The sequence below is a fragment of the Cellulosimicrobium sp. NPDC055967 genome, assembly GCF_042269845.1.
Taxonomy (GTDB): domain Bacteria; phylum Actinomycetota; class Actinomycetes; order Actinomycetales; family Cellulomonadaceae; genus Cellulosimicrobium.
The window spans coordinates 84,969-105,864 of the sequence record NZ_JBHJYJ010000001.1; the positions used below are offsets into that span (position 1 = coordinate 84,969).

General features: G+C 74.3%; 18 protein-coding genes and 3 tRNA genes. 6 read left to right on the plus strand and 15 right to left on the minus strand.

Annotated elements, in window-relative coordinates; translation table 11 throughout:
• Positions 1-209: 209 nt before the first annotated feature.
• Positions 210-1,520 carry an MFS transporter gene (locus tag ACFC2L_RS00450; RefSeq protein WP_375822289.1) on the minus strand — a complete coding sequence of 437 codons (1,311 nt, stop codon included), beginning with the start codon at positions 1,518-1,520 and terminating at the stop codon, positions 210-212.
• Entirely contained in the window at positions 1,517-3,160 is a 1,644-nt protein-coding gene (locus ACFC2L_RS00455) for an MFS transporter (RefSeq protein WP_375822290.1), read from the minus strand. Before ACFC2L_RS00455 ends, ACFC2L_RS00450 begins: the two co-directional genes overlap by 4 nt.
• Positions 3,161-3,232: 72 nt before the next feature.
• Between ACFC2L_RS00455 and ACFC2L_RS00460 the strand changes: the two genes are divergently transcribed.
• Complete coding sequence (locus tag ACFC2L_RS00460) at positions 3,233-4,375, plus strand: LacI family DNA-binding transcriptional regulator (protein ID WP_375822291.1); 1,143 nt, start codon at positions 3,233-3,235, stop codon at positions 4,373-4,375.
• A gap of 10 nt (positions 4,376-4,385) precedes the next feature.
• Here the strand turns inward: ACFC2L_RS00460 and ACFC2L_RS00465 are convergent, their stop codons facing one another.
• Positions 4,386-5,921 carry a Tat pathway signal sequence domain protein gene (locus ACFC2L_RS00465; protein WP_375822292.1) on the minus strand — a complete coding sequence of 512 codons (1,536 nt, stop codon included), beginning with the start codon at positions 5,919-5,921 and terminating at the stop codon, positions 4,386-4,388.
• A gap of 159 nt (positions 5,922-6,080) precedes the next feature.
• Here ACFC2L_RS00465 and ACFC2L_RS00470 point away from each other — a divergent pair, with 159 nt between their 5' ends.
• Entirely contained in the window at positions 6,081-6,734 is a 654-nt protein-coding gene (locus tag ACFC2L_RS00470; protein ID WP_375822293.1) for a SigE family RNA polymerase sigma factor, read from the plus strand.
• Entirely contained in the window at positions 6,731-7,759 is a 1,029-nt protein-coding gene (locus ACFC2L_RS00475; protein WP_375822294.1) for a hypothetical protein, read from the plus strand. The genes ACFC2L_RS00470 and ACFC2L_RS00475 overlap by 4 nt, the downstream gene beginning before the upstream one ends.
• Before the next feature lie 92 nt (positions 7,760-7,851).
• Here ACFC2L_RS00475 and ACFC2L_RS00480 read toward each other — a convergent pair whose 3' ends face one another.
• The 6 genes from ACFC2L_RS00480 to ACFC2L_RS00505 all read right to left on the minus strand — a co-directional run bounded on the left by ACFC2L_RS00480 (position 7,852) and on the right by ACFC2L_RS00505 (position 9,530).
• On the minus strand, positions 7,852-8,286 hold the full coding sequence (locus ACFC2L_RS00480; protein ID WP_375822295.1) for a MaoC family dehydratase: 435 nt from the start codon (positions 8,284-8,286) through the stop codon (positions 7,852-7,854).
• Positions 8,283-8,744 (minus strand): MaoC family dehydratase N-terminal domain-containing protein, encoded by a 462-nt coding sequence (locus tag ACFC2L_RS00485; RefSeq protein ID WP_375822296.1) that lies wholly within the window; start codon positions 8,742-8,744, stop codon positions 8,283-8,285. The genes ACFC2L_RS00480 and ACFC2L_RS00485 overlap by 4 nt, the downstream gene beginning before the upstream one ends.
• Positions 8,745-8,772: 28 nt before the next feature.
• Positions 8,773-8,943, minus strand: coding sequence for a 50S ribosomal protein L33 (gene rpmG, locus ACFC2L_RS00490; protein WP_021482899.1), 171 nt, complete (start codon positions 8,941-8,943; stop codon positions 8,773-8,775).
• Positions 8,944-9,029: 86 nt separating this feature from the next.
• A tRNA-Met gene (locus tag ACFC2L_RS00495) sits at positions 9,030-9,106 on the minus strand.
• A gap of 62 nt (positions 9,107-9,168) precedes the next feature.
• Positions 9,169-9,241, minus strand: a tRNA-Thr gene (locus ACFC2L_RS00500).
• Between the two features lie 207 nt (positions 9,242-9,448).
• Positions 9,449-9,530, minus strand: a tRNA-Tyr gene (locus ACFC2L_RS00505).
• A 130-nt stretch (positions 9,531-9,660) separates the two neighbouring features.
• Between ACFC2L_RS00505 and rarD the strand changes: the two genes are divergently transcribed.
• From rarD to ACFC2L_RS00520, 3 genes are read left to right on the plus strand one after another with little or no spacing between them, the layout of a single operon-like run.
• A complete protein-coding gene (rarD, locus tag ACFC2L_RS00510) occupies positions 9,661-10,686 on the plus strand; it encodes an EamA family transporter RarD (protein WP_375822297.1) in 1,026 nt (341 codons plus the stop codon).
• 56 nt (positions 10,687-10,742) lie between these two features.
• Entirely contained in the window at positions 10,743-11,237 is a 495-nt protein-coding gene (locus tag ACFC2L_RS00515) for a YajQ family cyclic di-GMP-binding protein (RefSeq protein WP_375822298.1), read from the plus strand.
• The gene (locus tag ACFC2L_RS00520; RefSeq protein ID WP_375822299.1) at positions 11,234-12,136 is read left to right on the plus strand and encodes an HAD family hydrolase; all 903 of its coding nucleotides are present in this window, start codon (positions 11,234-11,236) and stop codon (positions 12,134-12,136) included. The genes ACFC2L_RS00515 and ACFC2L_RS00520 overlap by 4 nt, the downstream gene beginning before the upstream one ends.
• Here the strand turns inward: ACFC2L_RS00520 and ACFC2L_RS00525 are convergent.
• The 6 genes from ACFC2L_RS00525 to ACFC2L_RS00550 form a co-directional block, all read right to left on the minus strand.
• Positions 12,105-12,494: a hypothetical protein gene (locus ACFC2L_RS00525; protein ID WP_375822300.1), complete on the minus strand. Its 390-nt coding sequence runs from the start codon at positions 12,492-12,494 to the stop codon at positions 12,105-12,107. The two genes, ACFC2L_RS00520 and ACFC2L_RS00525, sit on opposite strands and share 32 nt — an antisense overlap.
• An 86-nt stretch (positions 12,495-12,580) precedes the next feature.
• Positions 12,581-13,465 carry a zinc metalloprotease HtpX gene (gene htpX, locus ACFC2L_RS00530; protein ID WP_353707777.1) on the minus strand — a complete coding sequence of 295 codons (885 nt, stop codon included), beginning with the start codon at positions 13,463-13,465 and terminating at the stop codon, positions 12,581-12,583.
• A 188-nt stretch (positions 13,466-13,653) separates the two neighbouring features.
• The gene (locus ACFC2L_RS00535; protein WP_375822301.1) at positions 13,654-15,066 is read right to left on the minus strand and encodes an FAD-dependent oxidoreductase; all 1,413 of its coding nucleotides are present in this window, start codon (positions 15,064-15,066) and stop codon (positions 13,654-13,656) included.
• A 218-nt stretch (positions 15,067-15,284) separates the two neighbouring features.
• Positions 15,285-15,758 carry an LpqN/LpqT family lipoprotein gene (locus ACFC2L_RS00540; RefSeq protein WP_375822302.1) on the minus strand — a complete coding sequence of 158 codons (474 nt, stop codon included), beginning with the start codon at positions 15,756-15,758 and terminating at the stop codon, positions 15,285-15,287.
• A 177-nt stretch (positions 15,759-15,935) separates the two neighbouring features.
• Positions 15,936-16,208, minus strand: a complete 273-nt coding sequence (locus ACFC2L_RS00545) for a WXG100 family type VII secretion target (RefSeq protein WP_021482523.1) — start codon at positions 16,206-16,208, stop codon at positions 15,936-15,938.
• A 135-nt stretch (positions 16,209-16,343) separates the two neighbouring features.
• Positions 16,344-20,825, minus strand: coding sequence for an FtsK/SpoIIIE domain-containing protein (locus tag ACFC2L_RS00550; RefSeq protein WP_375822303.1), 4,482 nt, complete (start codon positions 20,823-20,825; stop codon positions 16,344-16,346).
• Between the last annotated feature and the right edge of the window lie 71 nt (positions 20,826-20,896).

Below are 20,896 nucleotides of genomic sequence, written 5' to 3' on the forward strand. Positions count from 1 at the left end.
CGGACGATCCCTCGTCCAGGCCCGCCACGACGCGGCACCACCACCCACCCCGCCCACCCAAGGCGACCACGCGCCGTCGGGCATGACCACGGCTCTACCCCGCGAAACCAGGGCTCTACTTCGCGCAACCACGGCTCGGCCTCGGCCGACCAGGGCTCTAACTCGCGCGACCAGGGCTCTAGCTCGGCACATCGTGCGGTCGGTGCGGGTCAGCGGTCGGGGGTCACCTCGGAGCGCCGGGCGGCCTGCTGGCCCGCGGAGCCCGCGGCGGTGGGGAGGGGGCGGGTGGCGCCGACGACCAGCAGGCCGACGACCACGGGCACGGCGATCACGAGGAGCGCGGCGCGGTAGCCGACGTGCTCGGCGAGGAACCCGATGAGGGGCGGGCCCATGAAGAACGCGGAGTAGCCGATGGTCGCGACGACGCTCACGCGCACGGCGGCGCGCGCCGGGTCGTCGGAGGCTGCGCTCATCCCGACGGGGAAGCCGAGCGCCGCGCCCATGCCCCACGCGACCACGCCGAGCAGCGCGAGCCAGATGCTCGGCGAGAGCGTGAAGAGGAGCAGCCCGACGAGGGCGAGCGCGGCGCCGAGCCGTAGCACGGTGACGCGCCCGTAGCGGTCGAGCAGGCCCGTGCCGAGGAGGCGCATCCCGGTCATGGCCGTGAGGAACACGGCGAGGCCGACGGCGCCCATCGCGTCGGACGTCTCGAAGCCGTCGACGACGGCGAGGCTGACCCAGTCGTTCGCGGCGCCCTCGGTGAGCGCGGCGGCGAGGACGACGAGCCCGATGAGGAGCGTGCGCGGCTCGGTCCACGCGCTGAGCGCGCCGCGCGCGTTCTCCGACGCGGTGAGTGGTGTGCCGCTCCCGGCCGCGGCGGCGGGGTCCGCGCCCGCGGCGTCCTCCGACGCGTCGACGACGGCGTGGTCCACCTGCCCGGCCGGGAGGAAGAACCGCACGCACCACAGCACGCCGAGGAGGCTCAGCACGACCGCGGCCGTGAGGTGCGCCTGGACCGGGACGTGGAGCGCGGCCATGAGGGCCCCGACGCCGGCGCCCGCCATGGTGCCGAACGAGAAGCCGGCGTGGAAGCGCGGCATGATCGCCTTGCCGAGCCGCTGCTCGACGGCGGCGCCCTCGAGGTTCATCGCGGCGTCCCACACGCCCGTGCCGATGCCGGCGAGGAAGAGCCCGGCGCGCACGACGACGTCCTCCCCCGCGGCCACGCCGGTGACGGCGGTGACGAGGCCGACGACGTTGGTCACGGCGAACAGCGTGACGGCCTTCGACGCGCCGAGCCGCTGCACGACCATGCCGGAGAGGGGCAGCGCGAGGAGCGACCCGACGGCCATGAAGAGCAGCAGGAGACCCATCTGCGCCTCGGTGAAGCCGAGCGAGTCCCGGACCGCGGGCAGGCGGGACGCCCAGGTCGCGAAGTTGAAGCCGTTGAGGAAGAAGACCGCGAACACGGCCCAGGTGGCGAGCGCGACGACGCGGCGGTCGGTGCGGGCGGTGGTCATGCGGAGGTCTCCTCGCGGCGGTGCGACGGGCGGGTTCGGGGGCGGCGTGCGGAGGCACGGTGGACGGTGGACGACCCGGTGCGGGACGTCGCGCGAGGTCGGCGGAGCCGGCGGGGGCGGCGTGCGTCGTCGGCCTCGTCCGGGACGGCGCCGGTCGTGCCGTCCTGGTCGGGGTCGCCCGTCCGCTCGGCGGCGTCCGCGGCGACCGCCGCGTCGGTCTCGGGACCATCCTCCACCCCGTGGGGCACGTCGTCGTCCGCACCCGCGGCGGGTCGCGGCGTCCGGGCGGCGAGCGCGGCCGGGGTGCGCAGGGGCGTGACCTGGCGCGCGAGGAGGACGCTGAGGACCATCGCGGCGACGATGAGCACGAGCGCGTGACGCGCACCCATGGCCTCGGCGGCGAGCCCGAGCAGGGGCGGTGCGGCGAGCGACGCCATCGACGCGAACGCGGAGACGACGGACACGCGGCTCGCGGCGCGCAGCGGCTCGTCGGACGCGGCCGCGATGCCGACGGGCACCGCGAGCGCCGCGCCGAAGCCCCAGAGCACGACCCCGGCCCCGGCGAGCGGGAGCGTCGGCGCGAACCCGAAGAGGAGCAGCCCGGCGATCGACGCGACGCCCGAGGCGCGGAGCACGGTGACGCGGCCGAAGCGGTCGATGAGGCGCGTGCCGGCGAGGCGCATGACGGTCATGGCCGCGACGAACGTGCCGAACACGACGGCGCCGACGGCCTCGGTCTGCGCGAACCCGTCGACGACGGCGAGCGAGAGCCAGTCGTTGGCGGACCCCTCGGACAGCGCGGCGGAGAGGATGACGAGGCCGATGAGCAGCGTGCGCGGCTCGCGCCACGCCGAGAGCGCCGCCCCGAGCCGGGCGCCGCGGCGGGCGAGGCGCGCGCGGAGCCCGGCCGTCTCGACGTCGACGACGGCGTCGCCGAGCGCCTCGACCGGTGCCGGGGCGTCCGTCGGCGCGCGCGTCGGGAGCGTGTCGTGGACCGTCGCGGGGATCGCGGCGAGACGCCAGACCATGGCGACCGTGCCCGTGGCGACGAACTGGACGAGCACGGGGACCTGCGCGTGGGCGCACGCGGCGCCGACGAGCGACCCGACGACGGCGCCGATGGAGAACGCGGCGTGGAACTGCGGCAGGATCGTGCGCCCGACCCGCCGTTCGATGCCCGCGCTCTCGACGTTCATCGGGACGTTGCCGAGCGAGAAGGCCATGCCGTTGACGAAGATGCCGGCGGCGAGCAGGGGGACGGAGCCGGTCGCGGGGCCGAGGCCGAGCAGGAGGAACGCGACGCCGAACAGGACCGCGGAGACGGCGAAGGCGACGCGGCCGCCGAAGCGCGTGACGAAGGGGCCGGCGGCGGTGACCGTGGCGAGGGCACCGACGGCGCCCGCGAGCAGCACGACGCCGAGGTCGGCGGGGGTGAGGTCGAGCGCGTCGCGCACCGAGGGGATGCGCGCGAGCCAGCTCGACATCATGACGCCGTTGAGCGCGAAGACGCCCAGCAGGACCCAGCGCGCCCGGGTCAGGGCGCGGGGGTCGGACAGGAGGTCGGTCGGTGACTGCGCAGCACCTCCTCGAATCGATTCGATCCGACGGCCGAGGGTGCGCTTCGAATCGATTCGACGCATGGTCACCAGTGTGCGGGTACGCTGGCCGCGCGTCAATCGAGAATCCCGCGCGCGCGGGAGGCAGGGAGCGTGATGAGCGACACCCCCGGAAGCCGGGAGCCCGCGGCGACCGCCGCGCCGGCCCACCGGCCCACGCTCGCCAAGGTCGCCGAGCTCGCGGGGGTCTCCGTCTCGACGGCGTCGCTCGCCTTCTCCGGTGCGGGGCCGATCACCCCGGAGACCCGGGCCCGCGTGCTCGACGCGGCGAAGGAGCTCGGGTACACGGGTCCCAACCCGCTCGGCCGCCAGCTCCGGTCGGGGCGGTCCGGAGTCGTGGGCGTCGTCGTCGGCGACCAGCTCCGCCGCGCGTTCCGGGACCCCGTCGCCGTCCAGGTGCTCGACGGCCTCGTCTCGACCCTCGGCGAGAACGGCCTCGGCGTGCTCCTCATCCCCGGCATCCCGTCGGACGACCCGGCCCGCGCCGTCGACCCGCTCGTCGAGAGCGCGGCCATGGACGTCGCCGTCCTCGTGTGGGGCGTGGGGTCCGACGACGCGACGCTCGCCGCGCTGCAGCGGCGCGGGGTGCCCGTGGTCATCGGGGAGGGGCGCGCGGTCGAGGGCACCCCGCTCGTCGCGATCCGCGACCGGGTCGGCACGGCCGACGCCGTGCGGCACCTCGTCGACCTCGGCCACACGCGCGTCGCGGAGGTCTCGCTCCCCCTCGACAACTCCGACCGCAGCGGGCCGATCGACGCGCGACGGCTCGCCCAGGTGGACCGCACGCCCACGGCGAACCGGCTCGCGGGCGTGCGGGACGTCGTCGAGCCCGTCGCGAGCTGGGAGACCGAGGCGTCGCTCGTCGAGCACGGCCGCTCCGCGACCCTGGCCCTCCTGGGACGCCCGGGCGCGGACGGGACGACCGAGCCCGCCGACCCCGCCACCCGCCCCACGGCGGTCATCGCCCACTCCGACCTGCTGGCGGCGGGCGCCCTGCTCGCCGCGCGCGAGCTCGGCCTGCGGGTGCCCGACGACGTCTCGGTCGCCGGGTTCGACGGGCTCGACCTGCCCTGGCTCGCCCCGGACGTCCTCACGAGCGTCCACCAGCCGCTCGCCCGCAAGGGCTCCGAGCTGGGTCTCGCCGTCATCCGCCAGCTCGCGGGCGAGAGCCCGACGACCGTCGAGCTCGACGTCGAGCTGGTGGTGGGGACGACGACGGGCCCCGCCCCCACCACCTGACACCGGCGCGTCAGCCGAGGCGACCGGGCTGCAGCGGGTTCGCCCGTGCGGCCGCCAGGAGGTACCAGGACGTCGCCCCGACGTGCTGGACCTGGAAGTACCCGAACCCGAAGCCCGAGTCGATCAGGCTCGACGCGGCGACGACGCCCGCGCGTTCCGGCAGCGCGGCGCCGCCGATCGTCTGACCGGCCCCGACGCCCTCCTGCACGCCCTGCACCTCGCGCAGCAGGCCGTCCGCGCGGACCCGGTCGTCGTCCCGCTCGCAGCCGCGGCGCCCCCGCCGGCGGTCGTCGCGGCCACCGCGCCCGCGCGCCCCGCGGTCCGCGAGCGCCGACGCGAGCTGCGCCGTCCCCTCCAGCCACACGCCCTGCTGGTGGACGGGCAGCCCGTTGTACGACGCCGTCGACGTCAGGCTCCCGCTCGAGAACGTCACGCCCTCGACGACCGCCCCCGCGGGGAGCTGTGACACGCCCTCGCCCGCGACGTCGCGCGCGGCCAGCGCATCGTCCGCCCAGTCGAGCGCGCGGGCGTAGCGCCGCTCGCGCAGCGCGAGCCAGCCCCACGTCTGCGGGTCGAGCGGGAGCGGGTCCCGGTTGATCTCGGTGCCGTCGTTCGTGCCGGTGTACAGGTAGCCGCCGTCGGGCTCCCACATGCGGTCGACGAACGCGCGGGCGTGCTCGGCGGCCCGATCCCAGCGCCGGTCGCGCGTCACGGACCCGAGCTGGCGGAAGAACGCGACGCAGTCGATGTTGTGCTCGGTCGAGCCGTTGGGGATCGGGACGTTCGCGCCGTCGACGCCGAACGAGAACCCGCCGAGGGGAGCCTGCGACCACGTGTTCGCGACGATCCACTCGCCGATCCGCAGCGCGGCGTCCCGGTAGCGCCGCTCGCGCGTCACCGCGTGCAGGTGCAGCAGCGCGATGCCCGGCCAGGCCATGTCCCCGACCGCCGTCCCGAGGAAGCCGAACTGCCACCCGACGTTCGCCGTGCCGTCGGGCAGCACGAGCCCGTGCTCCTGCGGCGTGCCGTCGTAGAAGGTGTACGGCCCGACGTTGTACGCCTGGCGCAGGCGGCCGTCGTCGTGGTCGGGGTCGTTCTCGAGCGCGAACACGAGGCCGTCGCCGAGCGCCCGCGCCCGGTCGAGGTGTCGCCGGCCGGCGGTGAGCGTCGCGAGGATCGCGAGGGCGTTGTCGTAGACGAACGCCGTGGAGAACAGGCCGAGCTGGTCGGCGTACGACTGGGCGATCCGCGGGCCGGGGTTGACGTCGGGGTACGCGTCGGTCGCCGCGGCGAGGAAGCCGTGGGCGCGCTGGACCGACGCCGCGCGGCCCCGCGCCGGGCTACCGGCTGTCTGCCCGACGGCGCCCGCCGCCGCAGGCAGGGTCGCGCCCGGGCGGGCTGCCGCCGGGGTCGCGGTGAGACCCGCGAGCGCGAGCGCACCGCCGAGCGCGAGGACGGCGCGGCGGTCGAGCCCGCGCGGAGGCGCGGGCGTGGGGTCGTGATCGCGAGGTTCGTGGGGTGCGGGTCGGCCACCGTGCTGGGTCATGAGCGTCTCCTTCGACGTCGTGAGGGGCGCGACCCACCGTAGTGGGAGCGTTCCCATGGCGAAAGGGGGCAGGCCGTGGCGAACGATGTCGAATCGTGCGCCCCACCGCCGCGCGAGACTCAACCTTCCGGGGGCGTCGTGCGTGTGACAGTCATGACCGTGGACGCGATCGCCCTCTCGGCCGACGACGAACCCGACGAGAGCCCACCCCCCGACGCCGTCCTCCCCGTGGTGCGGGCCGCCACGTCGCACGAGCAGGAGTTCAGCGACTTCATGGCGAGCGCCGCGCCCCGGCTCGCACGCACCGCGTGGCTGCTGTGCGGCGACGTGCACCTGGCCGACGAGCTCGTCCAGCAGGCCCTGACCCGCACGTACCTGCACTGGCGCGCGGCGCGGGAGCGCGACCCGTACGCCTACGCCCGCCGCACGCTCGCGAACCTGCGGGTCGACACGTGGCGGCGACGACGCCGGGAGGTGCTCGTCGCCCCGCCCGACCTCCCGGAGACCGCGAGCGACGCCCGGGCCGACCAGCACACCGAGCGGGACGTCCTCGTCCGCGCGCTCGCGACGCTCACGGCCCGCCAGCGCCGCATCGTCGTGCTGCGCCACCTCGTCGGGCTGAGCGAGAAGGAGGTCGCCGACGACCTCGGCGTCTCTGTCGGGACCGTGAAGTCCACAGCCTCGCGGGGGCTCGCCCAGCTGCGCTCGGTCCTCGGCGCCGCCGATCCCGCCGACGCACGGGGCCGCGCGCAGTGGCCTGCCCCCGCGCCGCACCCCCTCTCCACCGACCGGACCGACAGGAGGCAGCCATGACCGGCACCCTTCCGACCGACGACGAGACGTTCGCCCACGCGCTGCGCGCGCGGGTCGACGCGCTCGCCCCCCGCATCGACGTCGACACCGACCGCGTGCTCCCGACGGCCCGCCGCGGCCGACGACGGCGCCGCACCGTCGTCTCGGGCCTGTGCGCGCTCGCGGTCGTCGCCGGCGGGGTGGGCGCCGCGAGCTACTGGGCGGAACCCAGTCCCACCCACCCGTCGCAGCTCGCCCCGGCGAGCGGCGGCGACGCCACGGCCCTGGGTCCTGACGGGAGACCGCAGGGCAACGGCCCCTCCGACGGGCCGTACTGGCGCGTCCGGACCCTGACGACCACGACGAACACGACCATCGACGGACGGACGGAAGAGAGCACGCAGGGCATCACGTACTGGACCGCCCGCGACCCGGAGGGCGACTCGTACCGGGCCTTCGAAGGGGTCGAGGCCCTGGACCCCTGGCCCGGCTCGACGTTCGGGTCGCTCGTCGTCGACGGGGAGCTCGTCCGGCTCAGCTGGGACGCAGCCGCCACGCTCCCGACGGACCCTGCGGAGCTCGACGCGCTCCTGCGCGACAGCATCCGCGCGGAGCTCGGGTCGGTGAACGAGGACGCGCTCGCCCAGAAGACGTGGAACCTCCTCAAGAGCGGGCCCACGTCGCCCGCCGTGCGCGACGGGCTGTGGGCGACGCTGACCGGGCTGACGGGCAGCACCCCGCTGGGTGCCGTCCAGGACACGCTGGGTCGCGCCGGGGAGGGCCTCGAGTGGGTCGGCGAGGACCAGAGCAACCGGATCGTGCGCTTCGTCTACGACACCGCCGAGCACCGGCTCCTCGAGCTCACCTTCGACGTCGACCTCAGCGCGTTCGGCAACGAGCCCACCGACGACGACCCGACCGCGGGGACGAGTGACGAGGGTGCCGCGCTGCAGCACGTCGTGGATCGCACCACGTACCTCGACGAGGGCGAGGTTGCCGGGCCGCCCCCCGAGAGCGGCGGCCCCGACTGCTGGAAGACCTGCTGAGTCCGCGCGAGACGACGAGGGCGCCGTACCCGGCCGGGTGCGGCGCCCTCGTGGCGTCAGGAGCACGGTGTCGCCCGCCCGGGGCGACGCGGTCAGAGGCGGACGACGGCCTGCGTCTTGCCGAGCACGCGCGCGCCCTCGGACGTGACCGTGAGGTCGACGCGGACGGTGCCGGCGTCGGCGTCGATCACGCCGACGGTCCCGGTGACCTCGAGCGTCGCGACGCCGGGGTTCGGCACGGGCACGGGGCGCGTGAAGCGCGTCTGGTAGTCGACGACGGCGCCCGGGTCCCCGGCCCAGTCCTCGACCAGAGCGACGGCCGCGCCCATGGTGAACATGCCGTGCGCGATGACGCCCGGCAGGCCGACCTCGGCCGCGAAGGCGTCGTTCCAGTGGATCGGGTTGAAGTCGCCGCTCGCACCGGCGTAGCGGACGAGGCGCGCGCGGTCGACCTCGACCGTGCGCGTGCCGATCACGTCGCCGACGGAGAGGTCCGTGAGGACGGGGCGGGTGACGTCGGTGCTCATGCGCCCTCCCCACGGACGGCGAGGGTGGAGGTGACGGTCGAGACCGGCTCGGTGCCGCCGTCGGGCAGGACCGCGGCGATCTCGCAGCGCGTGGTGACCATGGCGAGGCCGGCCCGCTCGACGATCGAGTCCACGTGCAGCACGGTCACGAGCTCGTCGCCCGCGACGATCGGCCGGTGGTGCGTGAAGCGCTCGTCCGCGTGGACGACGCGCGAGAAGTCGATGCCCGCCTCGGGATCCTCGATGAGCTGCCCCTCCGCCCGCTGGGCGACGACGACCGCGAAGGTCGGAGGTGCGACGAGGTCCGGATAGCCCGCACCCCGCGCCGCCACGAGGTCGTGGTGCACGGGGTGGGTGGCGCCGACGGCGCCCGCGAACTCCCGCAGCTTCTCGCGTCCCACCGAGTACGGCGCGTTGGCGGGGTACTCGCGGCCGACGTAGGCCAGGTTGACGCTCACTGCGGTGCGCGGGCGCGGAGCCGGAGGCTCAGCGGGTCTCGCGGTGCGCGGTGTGCTTGCCGCAGCGCGGGCAGAACTTCGCGAGCTCCAGGCGGTCCGGGTCGTTGCGACGGTTCTTCTTCGTGATGTAGTTGCGCTCCTTGCAGTCCACGCAGGCCAGCGTGATCTTGGGGCGAACGTCAGCGCTCTTGCTTGCCACGGTAGTGAGCCACCTCTCGCGCCTCCGGAGGGCGCATGTGCTGTGCAGGTCGCACGACGCCGGCCGTCGTGCGAGGTTGTCGAAAGTGGTAGCGGAGGCGGGGATCGAACCCGCGACCTCACGATTATGAGTCGTGCGCTCTAACCATCTGAGCTACCCCGCCGCGTGACTGAACGCGAGGTCGTCTCGCCAGTATTCCAGCAAGACGACCCCGCGTCACCACAGAGCCCCGAAAGGGAATCGAACCCTTGACCTTCTCCTTACCATGGAGATGCTCTGCCGACTGAGCTATCGGGGCAGCGCGGAAAACTTTACACGGAACACGGCGTCGAACGAAATCGGCGCCGTTCCGCCGTTCCTGGGCCCTCCAGCACCGCTCGCCGCCGGCGTCGCACGCCGTCCGACGGCACCGGACGGCGCAGCGCGCCGGGAGAGCCGGTGCCGACGACGACTCCGGGCAGACGACGACGGGGCGCCACCCGTGGGTGGCGCCCCGTCGCTCCGGTGGCAGGTGAGGGATTCGAACCCCCGAAGGCTGAGCCGTCTGATTTACAGTCAGATCCCTTTGGCCGCTCGGGCAACCTGCCGTGTGGAGTTGTCGCACGCCGAGAGCGGCTGCACCAGGTGCAGCCCCTGCCGTGCGGGCGTGCCAACGATACAGCCCGACCGGACCAGGTGCGAAATCCGCGTGTGGGCACCCGTCCGTACAGTGATGCGGTGACCCACCCCGCCCCCGCGCCGGACCACCTCCCCGGCACCGGGACCCCCGGCCCCGCGCCCACCGGCGCACCGTCCTCGCCCGCCCCGGCCGCGCCGTCCGCCCGCCCGCCCGGCGCCCCCGCCCCGACCGACCGCTGGGGCCTCCTGCTCGGTGCCGGCGCGTTCTTCCTGTGGGGCGCGATGCCCCTGTACTTCCCGCTCCTGGTGCCCGCGGCGCCGCTCGAGATCATCGCGCACCGGGTCGTGTGGAGCCTGCTCTTCTGCCTCGTGCTCCTCGCCGCGACGCGCCAGCTCGGCGGGTTCGTCACCGCGCTGCGCACCCCACGCCCGCTCGGCGTGCTCGCCGTCGCGGCCGTCCTCATCGTCACCAACTGGACCGTCTACGTGTACGGCGTCCTCAGCGGCCACGTGCTCGACGCCGCGCTCGGGTACTTCATCAACCCGCTCGTCACGGTCCTGCTCGCCGTCGCCGTGCTGCGCGAGCGGCTGCGCCCCGCGCAGTGGGCGGCCGTCGGCATCGGCGTCGCCGCCGTCGTCGTCATCAGCACGGGCGCGGGCGGCCTGCCGTGGATCGCGCTCGCGCTCGCGGCCTCGTTCGGCCTTTACGGCCTCGTGAAGAACCGCGTGGGCCGCACGGTCGAGGCGCTCCCTGGCCTCGCCGTCGAGACGGCCGTGCTCACCCCCGTCGCCCTCGCGTACCTGGTCTGGCTGGGCACGACCGGCGCCGGCACGTTCGGCGCCGAGGGCACCGGCCACGCGCTCCTGCTCGCGTCCGCCGGGATCGTCACGGCCCTGCCGCTGCTCCTCTTCAGCGCCGCCGCGCGACGGCTCCCGCTGAGCGTCGTCGGGCTGCTGCAGTACCTCGGCCCGGCGCTGCAGTTCCTGGTCGGCCTCCTCGTCTTCCACGAGCCCATGTCGCCGACCCGGTGGGCCGGCTTCGCGCTCGTCTGGGCCGCGCTCGTCGTGCTCTCCGTCGACGGGCTGCGGGCGGCGCACGCGACGCGTCTCGCGACCCGAGCCTGAGCCCGCTCGACTACGGTGGGACCCAGCACCCGTTCCGGCCCGAGAGAGGACCACCCATGGCCGACTCCTCGTTCGACATCGTCAGCAAGGTCGACCGCCAGGAGGTCGACAACGCGCTGAACCAGGCCGCCAAGGAGGTCGCGCAGCGCTACGACTTCCGCAACGTCGGTGCCTCGATCGCGTGGAGCGGCGAGAGCATCGTCATGGTCGCCAACTCGGCGGAGCGCGTGCTCGCCATCCTCGACGTCTTCGAGACCAAGCTCATCAAGCGCGGCATCTCCTTGAAGTCGCTCGACACGGGCGACAAGGAGCCCAAGGCCTCGGGCAAGGAGTACCGCCTCGCGGCGACCCTCAAGGAGGGCCTGTCGAGCGAGAACGCGAAGAAGATCACCAAGATCATCCGCGACGAGGCGCCCAAGGCCGTCAAGACCCAGATCACGGGCGACGAGGTGCGCGTGACGAGCAAGTCGCGCGACGACCTGCAGACCGTCATCGCGCTGCTCAAGAGCGCCGACCTCGACGTCGCCCTGCAGTTCACCAATTACCGGTGAGCCTCCCGCGGGTCGTCGCGACGGACCTCGACGGCACGCTCCTGCGCTCCGACGGGACCGTCTCCGACCGTACGCGCGCCGCGCTGCGCGCCAGCGAGGACGCGGGCGTCGAGGTCGTGTTCGTCACGGCGCGCCCGCCCCGCTGGCTCGGTCAGCTCGCCGACGTCGTCGGCGGGCACGGGCACGTCATCTGTCTCGGCGGCGCGGCGGTGTGGGACCTGGCCACCGCGAACCCGCTCGACGTGTGCGGCTTCGCCGCGGACGAGGCGGCCGCGCTCGTCACCGACCTGCGGGCCGCCGTGCCGGGCGTCGCACTCGCGTTCGAGAGAGTCGACGGGCCGACGTTCGACCCGGGCTTCCGCTCCACCCCGGACGACGACGCGGACGTCGTCGCCGTGGTCGAGTCGACGCTCGCTGCGCCCGGTGCCGGCACCGGCACCCGGTGGCCCGTCGGCAAGATCCTCGCGCGGGATCCCGGCGCGCCGGTCGAGGACGCCCCCGCGACGCAGCCCGTGGTCGTCGCGGACGGGCAGACGACGGCGCAGGAGGGGTTCTTCGCGCGCGTGCGCGGGGCCGTCGGCGACCGCGCGCACCTCGCCTACTCGGGCGCCGCGGGCCTCGCCGAGCTGCTCGCCCCCGCCGTGACCAAGGACGCCGCGCTCGCGCGCTGGTGCGCCCGGCTCGGCGTCGACGCGCGGGACGTCTGGGCGTTCGGGGACATGCCCAACGACCTGCCCATGCTGCGCTGGGCGGGCCGCTCGTTCGCCGTCGCGAACGCGCACCCCGACGTCCTGGCCGCGGCGACCGACCGCACCGCCGCGAACGACGACGACGGCGTCGCCGCCGTCCTCCTCGACGCGCTGGGGGTCAGCGCGCCGGGCGGCGCCTCCGCGCCGTGACCGCCAGCCCGACGTGGAGGGCGACCGCGGCGTACGCGGCGAGCAGGCCGACCCAGCCCTGCGCGAGCGCCTGGTCGTCGAGGACGCGCCACGTGCCGACCCCCGCCCCGACGGCGGTGAAGACCCCCACGACGACGTAGAGCGCGGTCTCGCGCGCGACCGGGCCGGGCGCGCGCCGCGTCAGCGCGAGACCGACGGCCGCCGCCAGGCACACGAGCCCGGAGACCGTCACGGCCGTCACGACGTCGTCGACGATCCACCCCCGCCCGTGCCGCTGCCGCAGGACGAGCGCCGGGCCGCCGAGCGCGAGGAGCACGAGGGCGAGGTCGCGCGCGAGATGCGTTCGGCGGCGGGGCACGGGGTCATCGTGCCACCTGCCCCGCGCGTCGGCGCTGCGCGTCTGCCGCGCCCGTGGCCCCGCCCGGCACGCCAACCACGCGCCCGTCAGTGGTAGGTGATGCCGCCGTAGCCCGGGCCGTGCCCGGCCATCGTCTCGAGCCGCTTGATGCGCTCCGCCATCGGCGGGTGGGTCGCGAACATCTTGGCGACGCCGGCTCCCCGGAACGGGTTCGCGATCATGAGGTGCGAGACGTCCACGAGGTCGCGGTTCTGCGGGAGCGGGGCCCGTTGCGTGCCCGCGTCGAGCTTGCGCAGCGCGGACGCGAGGGCGAGCGGGTCGCCCGTGAGCTTCGCGCCGTCCTCGTCGGCGTCGTACTCGCGCGTGCGGGAGATGGCGAGCTGGATCAGCATCGCCGCGACGGGCGCGAGGACGACCATCGCGATCGCCGCGAGCGGGTTGCCGCCGCGGTCGCGGTCGCCCCCGAAGATCAGCAGGAACTGCGCGAGCGAGGTGATCACCCCGGCGAGCGCGCCCGCGACCGACGACGTGAGGATGTCGCGGTTGTACACGTGCATGAGCTCGTGCCCCAGCACGCCGCGCAGCTCGCGCTCGTCGAGGAGGCGCAGGATGCCCTCCGTGCAGCACACGGCCGCGTTCCTCGGGTTGCGGCCCGTCGCGAACGCGTTGGGCGCCTGCGTGGGCGAGACGTAGAGGCGCGGCATCGGCTGGCGCGCCTCCGTCGAGAGCTCGCGGACGATCCGGTACATGGCGGGCTGCTCGAGCTCGCTCACGGGGCGCGCGTGCATCGCGCGGATCGCGATCTTGTCGGAGTTCCAGTACCCGTAGAACGTCGTCACGAGCCCGATGCCGACGAACAGCCACAGCAGGTTCGCCCTGGCGCCGAACAGCGCCCAGAGGCCGAGGACGATGGCCCACATGACGCCGAACAGGCCGGCCGTCTTGAGACCGTTGAAGTGCTGACGCCCCACGCTGTGCTCCCTTCCGCGCCCCGGGCACCCGCGTGGTCCGCCGGGCACCCGACGGGCGCCGACCCCGTCGACGCCCACCTGATGAACGCCCGAGGCGACCGTCCCGTTCCCGGGCACGACGACGACGGCGCCCCACCCGGAGAGGGTGGGGCGCCGTCGTGCTCAGGGGCTCGGGCGCGACCGGCGGGTCAGCCGACCTGCGACTCGCCGCGCGCCACGCGGATCATGTCCTCGCGGGGCACGACCTTGATGCGCTCGCGCCCGTGCGGCTCGCCGAGGGAGCGCTCGTACGCGTCCAGCAGCTCCCAGCCCGACCACTCGATGTGGTCGACGCCGCGCTCGCGGAGGAACTCCACGACGGCCTCGGGGTCGCCGAGCGGGGCGACGCGCCCCGCGGAGAGGTCCGCGGCCGCCACGTCGCCGCCGTCGCCCGCACCGGTGACGTCCTCGACGAGGTGGCGGACCGTCTCGGAGGCGTCCGACTTGGTGTGGCCGATGAGGCCGACCGGCCCGCGCTTGATCCAGCCGGTCGCGTACACGCCGGGGATGTGCTCGCCGTCGATGTCGATGACCCGGCCCTCGCGGTTCGGGATGACGCCCTTGAGCTCGTCGAAGGGGATCTCCGGCAGCGGCGACCCGAAGTAGCCGACCGCGCGGTACACGGCCTGCACGGGCCACTCGTGGAACTCGCCCGTGCCGGAGACGGTGCCGTCGCCGTTGAGCTGCGTGCGCTCGGTGCGCAGCGCCTCGACCTTGCCGTCGCCGAGGACGGCTGCCGGGGCGTGGAGGAAGTGCAGGTGCAGGCGGCGCGAGGCCGTGTTCTCGCTCGGGTCCTTCAGCGTCCAGTCCGCGAGGGTCTTGACGACCTGCTTGGTCTGGTTCGACGAGCTGATCGCGGCCATCGAGCCCTCGTCGAACTCGAAGTCCTCCGGGTACACGATGACGTCGACGTCGGGGACGTGGCCCAGCTCGCGCAGCTCGAGCGGCGAGAACTTGGCCTGCGCCGGCCCGCGGCGGGCGAAGACGTGCACGTCCGTGACCGGCGAGGACTTGAGGATCTCGTAGACGTTGTGCGGGACCTCGGTCGGCAGCAGGTCGTCCGCGTGCTTGGCGAGCACGCGCGCGACGTCGAGCGCCACGTTGCCCGCGCCGAGGACGGCGACCTGCTGCGCCTCGAGCGGCCACGCGCGCGGGACGTCCGGGTGGCCGTCGTACCAGGACACGAAGTCGGCGGCGCCGTACGAGCCCGGCAGGTCGATGCCCTCGATCGGCAGAGCCGCGTCGCGGATCGATCCCGTGGAGAAGATCACCGCGTCGTAGTACTGGCGCAGGTCGTCCAGCTTGAGGTCGACGCCGTAGTCCACGTTCGCGAGCAGGCGGATGTCACCGCGGCTCAGCACCTTGTGGAGCGCCACGATGATCTGCTTGATGCGCGGGTGGTCCGGGGCGACGCCGTAGCGCACGAGGCCGAACGGCGCGGGCAGACGCTCGAACAGGTCGATGCTCACGTCGAGGTCGGTCTTGGACAGGATGTCCGCGGCGTAGATCCCGGCGGGACCAGCGCCGACGATCGCGACGCGCAGTGGACGGATGCTGCTCACAGGACGGTGCGCCTTCCGGTCGAGGACGGGGGTCTCTCCCGCGCGGCCGACGGGCCGTTCCGCGTCGACCGGTTCGGGTACCGGCCGCAGGAGACCTCTCGATTGTACGACTGGGGTGAGGGTTGCCTCACTCGGACCCTCTCCTCCATGACCAGGGTCTCACCGGTCTCGCCAGGTGGATACCTCGTCTTGTGATCCGGGCGAATGTAACGCTCGGATCAGCGGTCGATCCGGAGGCTGTCCTGCACCGCGCGGATCTCGTCGGCGGCCCACGGGTGCTGCAGGAGCGTGCACGTCCCCGTCGTCTGGACGAGGTCCGCCACCGGCCCGCGCGGGACGACGACCGTCCGCACCGACTGCACGAGCACCGCTCCCCCGCCGCCCTTGAAGGACGCCTCGACCCATCGCCCCGGCAGGCCGTCCACCTCCACGTCGCCGCCGTCGAGCTGGCGCAGCCGCGGCAGTGGCTTGAGCTTGCGCAGCACCTCGGCGTGCGCGTCGTCGAGCGTCTGCTCGGCCCGGATGCGCGAGACGACGACGATGACGTTCGGGTTGAACTCCCCCTCCTCCACCTCGCGCCCCAGCGCGAGCGGCAGGGCGACGTGCGGCAGCGGGACCCAGCGGTCCGGCGCGTCGACCCGCACCCCCACGCTCGCGGGGAAGTCGTCGCTCGGGTAGCGCAGCACGGCCATGCGTCAGGTCCTCTCGTCGCTCTCGTCGCGCTCCGACGGGGCGGGGGCGCGCCAGCAGTCTCGCAGACCCGTTGCGTCCGCGATCCCCGGCGGCCGCGGCCGTGACCGCCCGGCCCCGGACACACCGAGGGCGCGGGACCCGTCCTGGGTCCCGCGCCCTCGGTGGAGCTCAGCGGATCAGCTGTTCGAAGCCTGCTCCTGCTGCTGCGCGTTCTGCGTGGCCTTCTGGCCCGCGTCCGTCAGCGTCTGCGCGACGTTGTTGAGCTGCGTCTGCGCGGCCGGCCAGTCGCTGCCCTTGAACTGCTGGGCGTCGGGGCCCTCCCACGGCACGCTCTGGATCTGGGAGTTCAGGTTCTGCATGGTCGTGCGGATCTCGTCCGCCTTCTGCTGCAGCGTCTGACCGAGCCCACGCAGCTCCTCGACGTTCGCGCCCCACATGCCACCAGCCATGGTGTTCTCCTTCTGTGTCTCGACCCCCACCCTGCGTGGACGTCGTCCCGTTGTCGATGGCCTTACTCAACCATCGGCCCGCGAGCCCCGTCGATGGGGAGGTGTCCCCATGAGGTCCCCGCGGGCGTCACGTCGCTACCGCGGGAGCGCGACGTGCAGCTTGCGCGCCCTCCCGGAGACGACGAGGAAGCCTCGTCCCGGCGGGAAGTCCGCGCGCCGGATCCGGCCGAGACCGGTCCCGAGCAAGGTGTCGCCGTCGAGGTCGCCCGGCGTGAGGAGCAGGCCGCTGCGTCCGGCCTTGAACGGCTGCGCGATGGCCCACGCCTGCCCCCAGGTCGACGACTCGGCCTCGCCCACGACGAGCTGCTCGGCACGCGTGGCGGCCCGCACGAACGCGACGAGCGGCTGCTCGGCCGGCGTCCCCGTGAACTCCGTCACCGACTCGACGAGCACGGTGAGCGCACCGGGACGCAACGACCCGCCGTCGAGCGCCTGCGTGAGCGACTCGAGGAGCGTCACGACCTCCTCGGGCGACGTGGCCGCCGTGTCCCACACGTCGAGCGCCGAGATGCTGGTACGGCGCGGCGAGAGGTACACGACCCGGCCCGCGCGCGCCCGGCGCACGGCCTGGGCGATGGTGACGAGGGCCGTCGTGCGACCTCCCCCGGGCGGGCCCGAGAGCATGAACGTCCCCCGGGCGGGCAGCGCCACCGGGGCGATGTCGAGGTCGTCGAGGCCGATCGTCGGCCGACCCCCCGTGACCTCGGGCAGCGTGTCCAGCGCGAAGCCGTCGGGCAGCCGCTCGACGCCCGGCGCCTGCTGGATGCCGAGGCGCGTCATCGCGTCGCGCAGCTTGCCCAGCTCGCGCGCCTGCAGCGCCACGTTCGGGTCGCCGCCCAGGACCGCGATCTGGACCTCGTTCTCGTCGAGCACGCCGCGTCCGGGCGGGGACGTGAGCGACAGGACGTCCTTGGGGACACCGAGCGTCAGGTAGTCGTCCTCGCTCGCCAGGCGCAGCACGAGCCGCTTCTGGATCGTCGACCCCAGCGACGTCGGGACCGACGCCGCCCGGTCGCCCGCGACGACGACGTGCACGCCGACCTGGCGGCCGTCGGTCGCGATCGCCGTGAACGCGCCCCACACGGGGAACGCGTGCGCGGGCCGGAACTCGTAGGACTCGCGGAACGCGCCGATCCCGTCGACCAGCAGCAGGATGCGCGGCTCGTCGGGAGCGTTCGCGAGGCGGCGGTACTCGTCGAGGCTGCCCGCACGGACCGAGGCGTACCGGGCCGAGCGCTCGTCGACGAGGTCGCGCAGCGTGCGCAGCACGCGCTGGACGCGCTCCTCGTCGTCGCCCGTGATGACCGCGCCGACGTGGGGCAGGTCCTCGAGCATGCGCAGCCCGCTCGCGCCCGCGTCGATCGCGTAGACCTGGACGGGACCGCCGCGCGCCGTGATGGCCGCGGAGACCGCGATCGTCCGCAGGGTCGCGCTCTTGCCCGAGCCGCCGGTGCCGTAGATCGCCATGTTGCCGTCGCGGTCGGGCTCGTAGAAGACCGTGGGCTGCGCCTGGGTCGTCGGGTCGTCCTCCACCCCGAGCAGCAGCATGGTGTCGGTGCGGGGGTTGGGCAGGCGGGCGAGGTCGTACGTCGGGGCGAGCTCGGCCAGCCACGGCTTGCGCGGCATCGGGACCGCGGCCTCCGTCGCGGCCCGCGAGATCGTCGACACCACGCGGGCGATGTCGTTGGGGCCCGGGTCGGTGACCTCCTCGACCTCGGGCTCCGGCAGCTCCCAGCGGATGTCGGAGCCGAACGCCATCTCCTGGATGTCGATGCGCGACCGCTCGGGCTGCGACGTCGTCCAGCCGCCCGCGTAGCCGGTCTGGAACGGCGTGATGCGGCCGGGGCCGGTCTTCACCGCGCCGCGGCCCGGGATCGACGGGTCGAAGTGCGCGGCCATCGGGATGCCGAGGATGTCCGTCGAGTCGTCCTCGTCCGCCATGCGCAGCGCGACGCGCAGGTTCGTGTTCGCGCGCAGGTTGTCCTTGATGACGCCGGCGGGGCGCTGCGTCGCGAGGATGAGGTGCAGGCCGAGCGAGCGACCGCGCTGGGCGACGTCCACGACGCCGTCGACGAACTCCGGGACCTCGTTGACCAGGGCGGCGAACTCGTCGACCACGATGAGCAGGCTCGGCGGCGCGTCGGGGTCGCCGGTCCGCTCCAGCGAGGCCAGGTCCTTGGCCTTCTTCCGGTTGAGCAGGTGCTCGCGGTAGCGCAGCTCTGCGCGCAGCGACGTCAGGGCGCGGCGCACGAGGTGCGGCGACAGGTCGGTGACGAGGCCGACGGTGTGCGGCAGGTTGACGCAGTCGGCGAACGCCGCGCCGCCCTTGTAGTCGACGAACAGGAACGTCACGCGGTCCGGGCTGTGGGCGGCGGCCATGCCGAGCACCCACGACTGGAGGAACTCGGACTTGCCGGCGCCGGTCGTCCCGCCGACGAGCGCGTGCGGGCCCTGCGTGCGCAGGTCGAGGTAGAGCGGCTCGGTGCCCGAGTGCCCGACGAGCCCGCGCAGGTTCGTCGGCGCCTTGCGCCGCACGGGCGGGGACCCGTCGCGCGGGGTCAGGGAGCCGTTCTCGCGCCACGCGTCGATGAGGCGGGACGGGTCCTCCGCCAGCGCCGTGCCGGCGAGCGTGAGGTAGGAGACCGAGCGCGGGAGGTCGGAGTCGTCGTCGACGGGCGCGCCGACGTCGACCACCGGGGCCAGGATGCGCGCCACCTCGTGGGCCGTCGCGAGGTCCACCGTCTCGCACGCCACCGGGAACGACAGCCGGCCCACCCGGACCTCGCCGCTCGTCGCGCCCGCGGTGGCGCCCGGCGCGGCGCCCGCCGCGTCGACGGTGTCCACGAGGACGAACGTGCGGCACGCGGCAGGGAGCTGCTCGACCGAGGGGGCGACCCAGACGACGTGCACGCCCGCGTCCGCGCCGCGCTCCACGAGGCGCGTCAGGCGGGAGCGGTCCACCGGGGCGTCGTCCTCGACGAGCACGACGACGGTCGGCAGCACCGGCTTGGGCGTGTCCTCGCCCTCCTCGGGGTCGATCGGCCCGCGCAGCTCGGCGTGCGTGTCGAGGTCGGCCCCGCGCGCCTCGACGAGGTCCTCGAGCTGCGACAGCAGCGCCTGGGCCGCGCCGGGGTTGTCGGCGAGGTGGTCGCCGCCCAGCGGGCTGTGCGGCGACCCGGTGTGCGGCAGCCACTCGAGCCACTCCCAGTCGGCGCGCGAGCGCTGCGACGTCATGGCCGCGAGCACGAGCTCCGACGGCGAGTGCAGACCCGCGAGCTGGACGAGGATCCCGCGCGCGACGGCGTCGACCGCGGACCCCGCGCCGGCGACGCCGAGCGCGCCGTCCGTGCGCAGGCGCGCGACGACCGGGACGCCGGAGATCGTCGCGCACTGGGCGTGCAGCTTCTCCAGCTCGTTCCAGTACTCCGGCAGCGTGTTGTTCTCGCCCGGCTGCTCGAGCTGGGTGCGCGACGGCGCGGCGCCGAGCCCGATGCGGACGGAGAGGAACGCGTCGTGCTCCGGGCGGTGCGTCCACATCAGCCCGCCGAGCCGCCGGACCGCGTCGACCGTGTCGCCCACGGACGGGGCCTCCGAGAGGCGCACCGCGCGCTCGACGGCGTGCGTGCGGTCGATCGTCTCGCGCATCGCGACGACGCCCGCCTCGAACTGCTCGCGCTGCGCCTTGAGCTTGCGCTTGGCCTGGACCTTCTGGTCCAGGTAGTTGCCGAGCATGAGGATCGGGCTCAGCCCGACGAAGACGATGGACAGGATGTTGTGCGTGACGGAGTAGAGGATCGCGCCCATGAGCAGCGGCGCGACCATGGCCAGGTAGGGGAAGCGCTGCGGCTCCGGCGGCTGCGGCGGCTTGGGCGCCTTGAGCTTGCGCTCGGGGAAGCGGGCGACGACGCGCGGGGACCGGTTGAACTCCACGACCGGGCTCGTCGGCGCGAGGCTCGTCGTGCGGTGGAGCGCGACGACGGACACGACCGTGCTGCCGATCGTCACCGTGTCCGACGACGTGAGCGTCGAGCGCGTCATGCGCTGCCCGCCCATGACGAGGCCGTTGGCCGAGTTCGTGTCCGTGATCTCGATCGTCTCGCCGACCGTGAGGCGGGCGTGCCGCTTGGAGATCTGCGGGTCGCTCAGCCGGATGTCCATGTTGCGGTCGCGGCCGAGGTAGCTCGTCCCGACGGGCAGCGGGAACTCGCGCCCCGCGTCGGGACCCTCGAGCACGCGCAGGACGGCGACGGCCGCGCCGCGGTCCTGCCCGGGGGCGTCGAACTGCTCGGAGACGCGCACGATCGAGACCGTCGACCCGGACCGCAGCCCCGCCTCCGTGAGGTCGCTCGTCGGCGAGAGCACGCGACCCTGGCCCGAGCCCGACGGGGCGGTCCCGACCTGGAGCGTGAGCCGGTCCGGGACGGCGGTGCCCGACCGGGTGGGGTCGCCCGCGAACAGCGCCTCGGCGACGTCCCGCACGGTGGCCGTCGCGTCGGCAGTGACGGCGACGTTGGTCGTGCTGGCGTCGGGGCGGTGCAGCGTGAGCTTGATTCGCACGAAGTTTCCTGTTCAGGTCCGGGGAGAGGGACGGGCAGGTGGGAGGCCACGACGGTCCGGCGGCGCCGCGG

Excerpts from the sequence above, each read along its gene's own strand:
- ACFC2L_RS00450 (WP_375822289.1), bottom strand. The coding sequence starts at position 1,520 with ATGACCACCGCCCGCACCGACCGCCGCGTCGTCGCGCTCGCCACCTGG.
- ACFC2L_RS00455 (WP_375822290.1), bottom strand. The coding sequence starts at position 3,160 with ATGCGTCGAATCGATTCGAAGCGCACCCTCGGCCGTCGGATCGAATCG.
- ACFC2L_RS00460 (WP_375822291.1), top strand. The coding sequence starts at position 3,233 with ATGAGCGACACCCCCGGAAGCCGGGAGCCCGCGGCGACCGCCGCGCCG.
- ACFC2L_RS00465 (WP_375822292.1), bottom strand. The coding sequence starts at position 5,921 with ATGACCCAGCACGGTGGCCGACCCGCACCCCACGAACCTCGCGATCAC.
- ACFC2L_RS00475 (WP_375822294.1), top strand. The coding sequence starts at position 6,731 with ATGACCGGCACCCTTCCGACCGACGACGAGACGTTCGCCCACGCGCTG.
- ACFC2L_RS00480 (WP_375822295.1), bottom strand. The coding sequence starts at position 8,286 with ATGAGCACCGACGTCACCCGCCCCGTCCTCACGGACCTCTCCGTCGGC.
- ACFC2L_RS00515 (WP_375822298.1), top strand. The coding sequence starts at position 10,743 with ATGGCCGACTCCTCGTTCGACATCGTCAGCAAGGTCGACCGCCAGGAG.
- ACFC2L_RS00540 (WP_375822302.1), bottom strand. The coding sequence starts at position 15,758 with ATGGCCGTGCTGCGCTACCCGAGCGACGACTTCCCCGCGAGCGTGGGG.
- ACFC2L_RS00545 (WP_021482523.1), bottom strand. The coding sequence starts at position 16,208 with ATGGCTGGTGGCATGTGGGGCGCGAACGTCGAGGAGCTGCGTGGGCTC.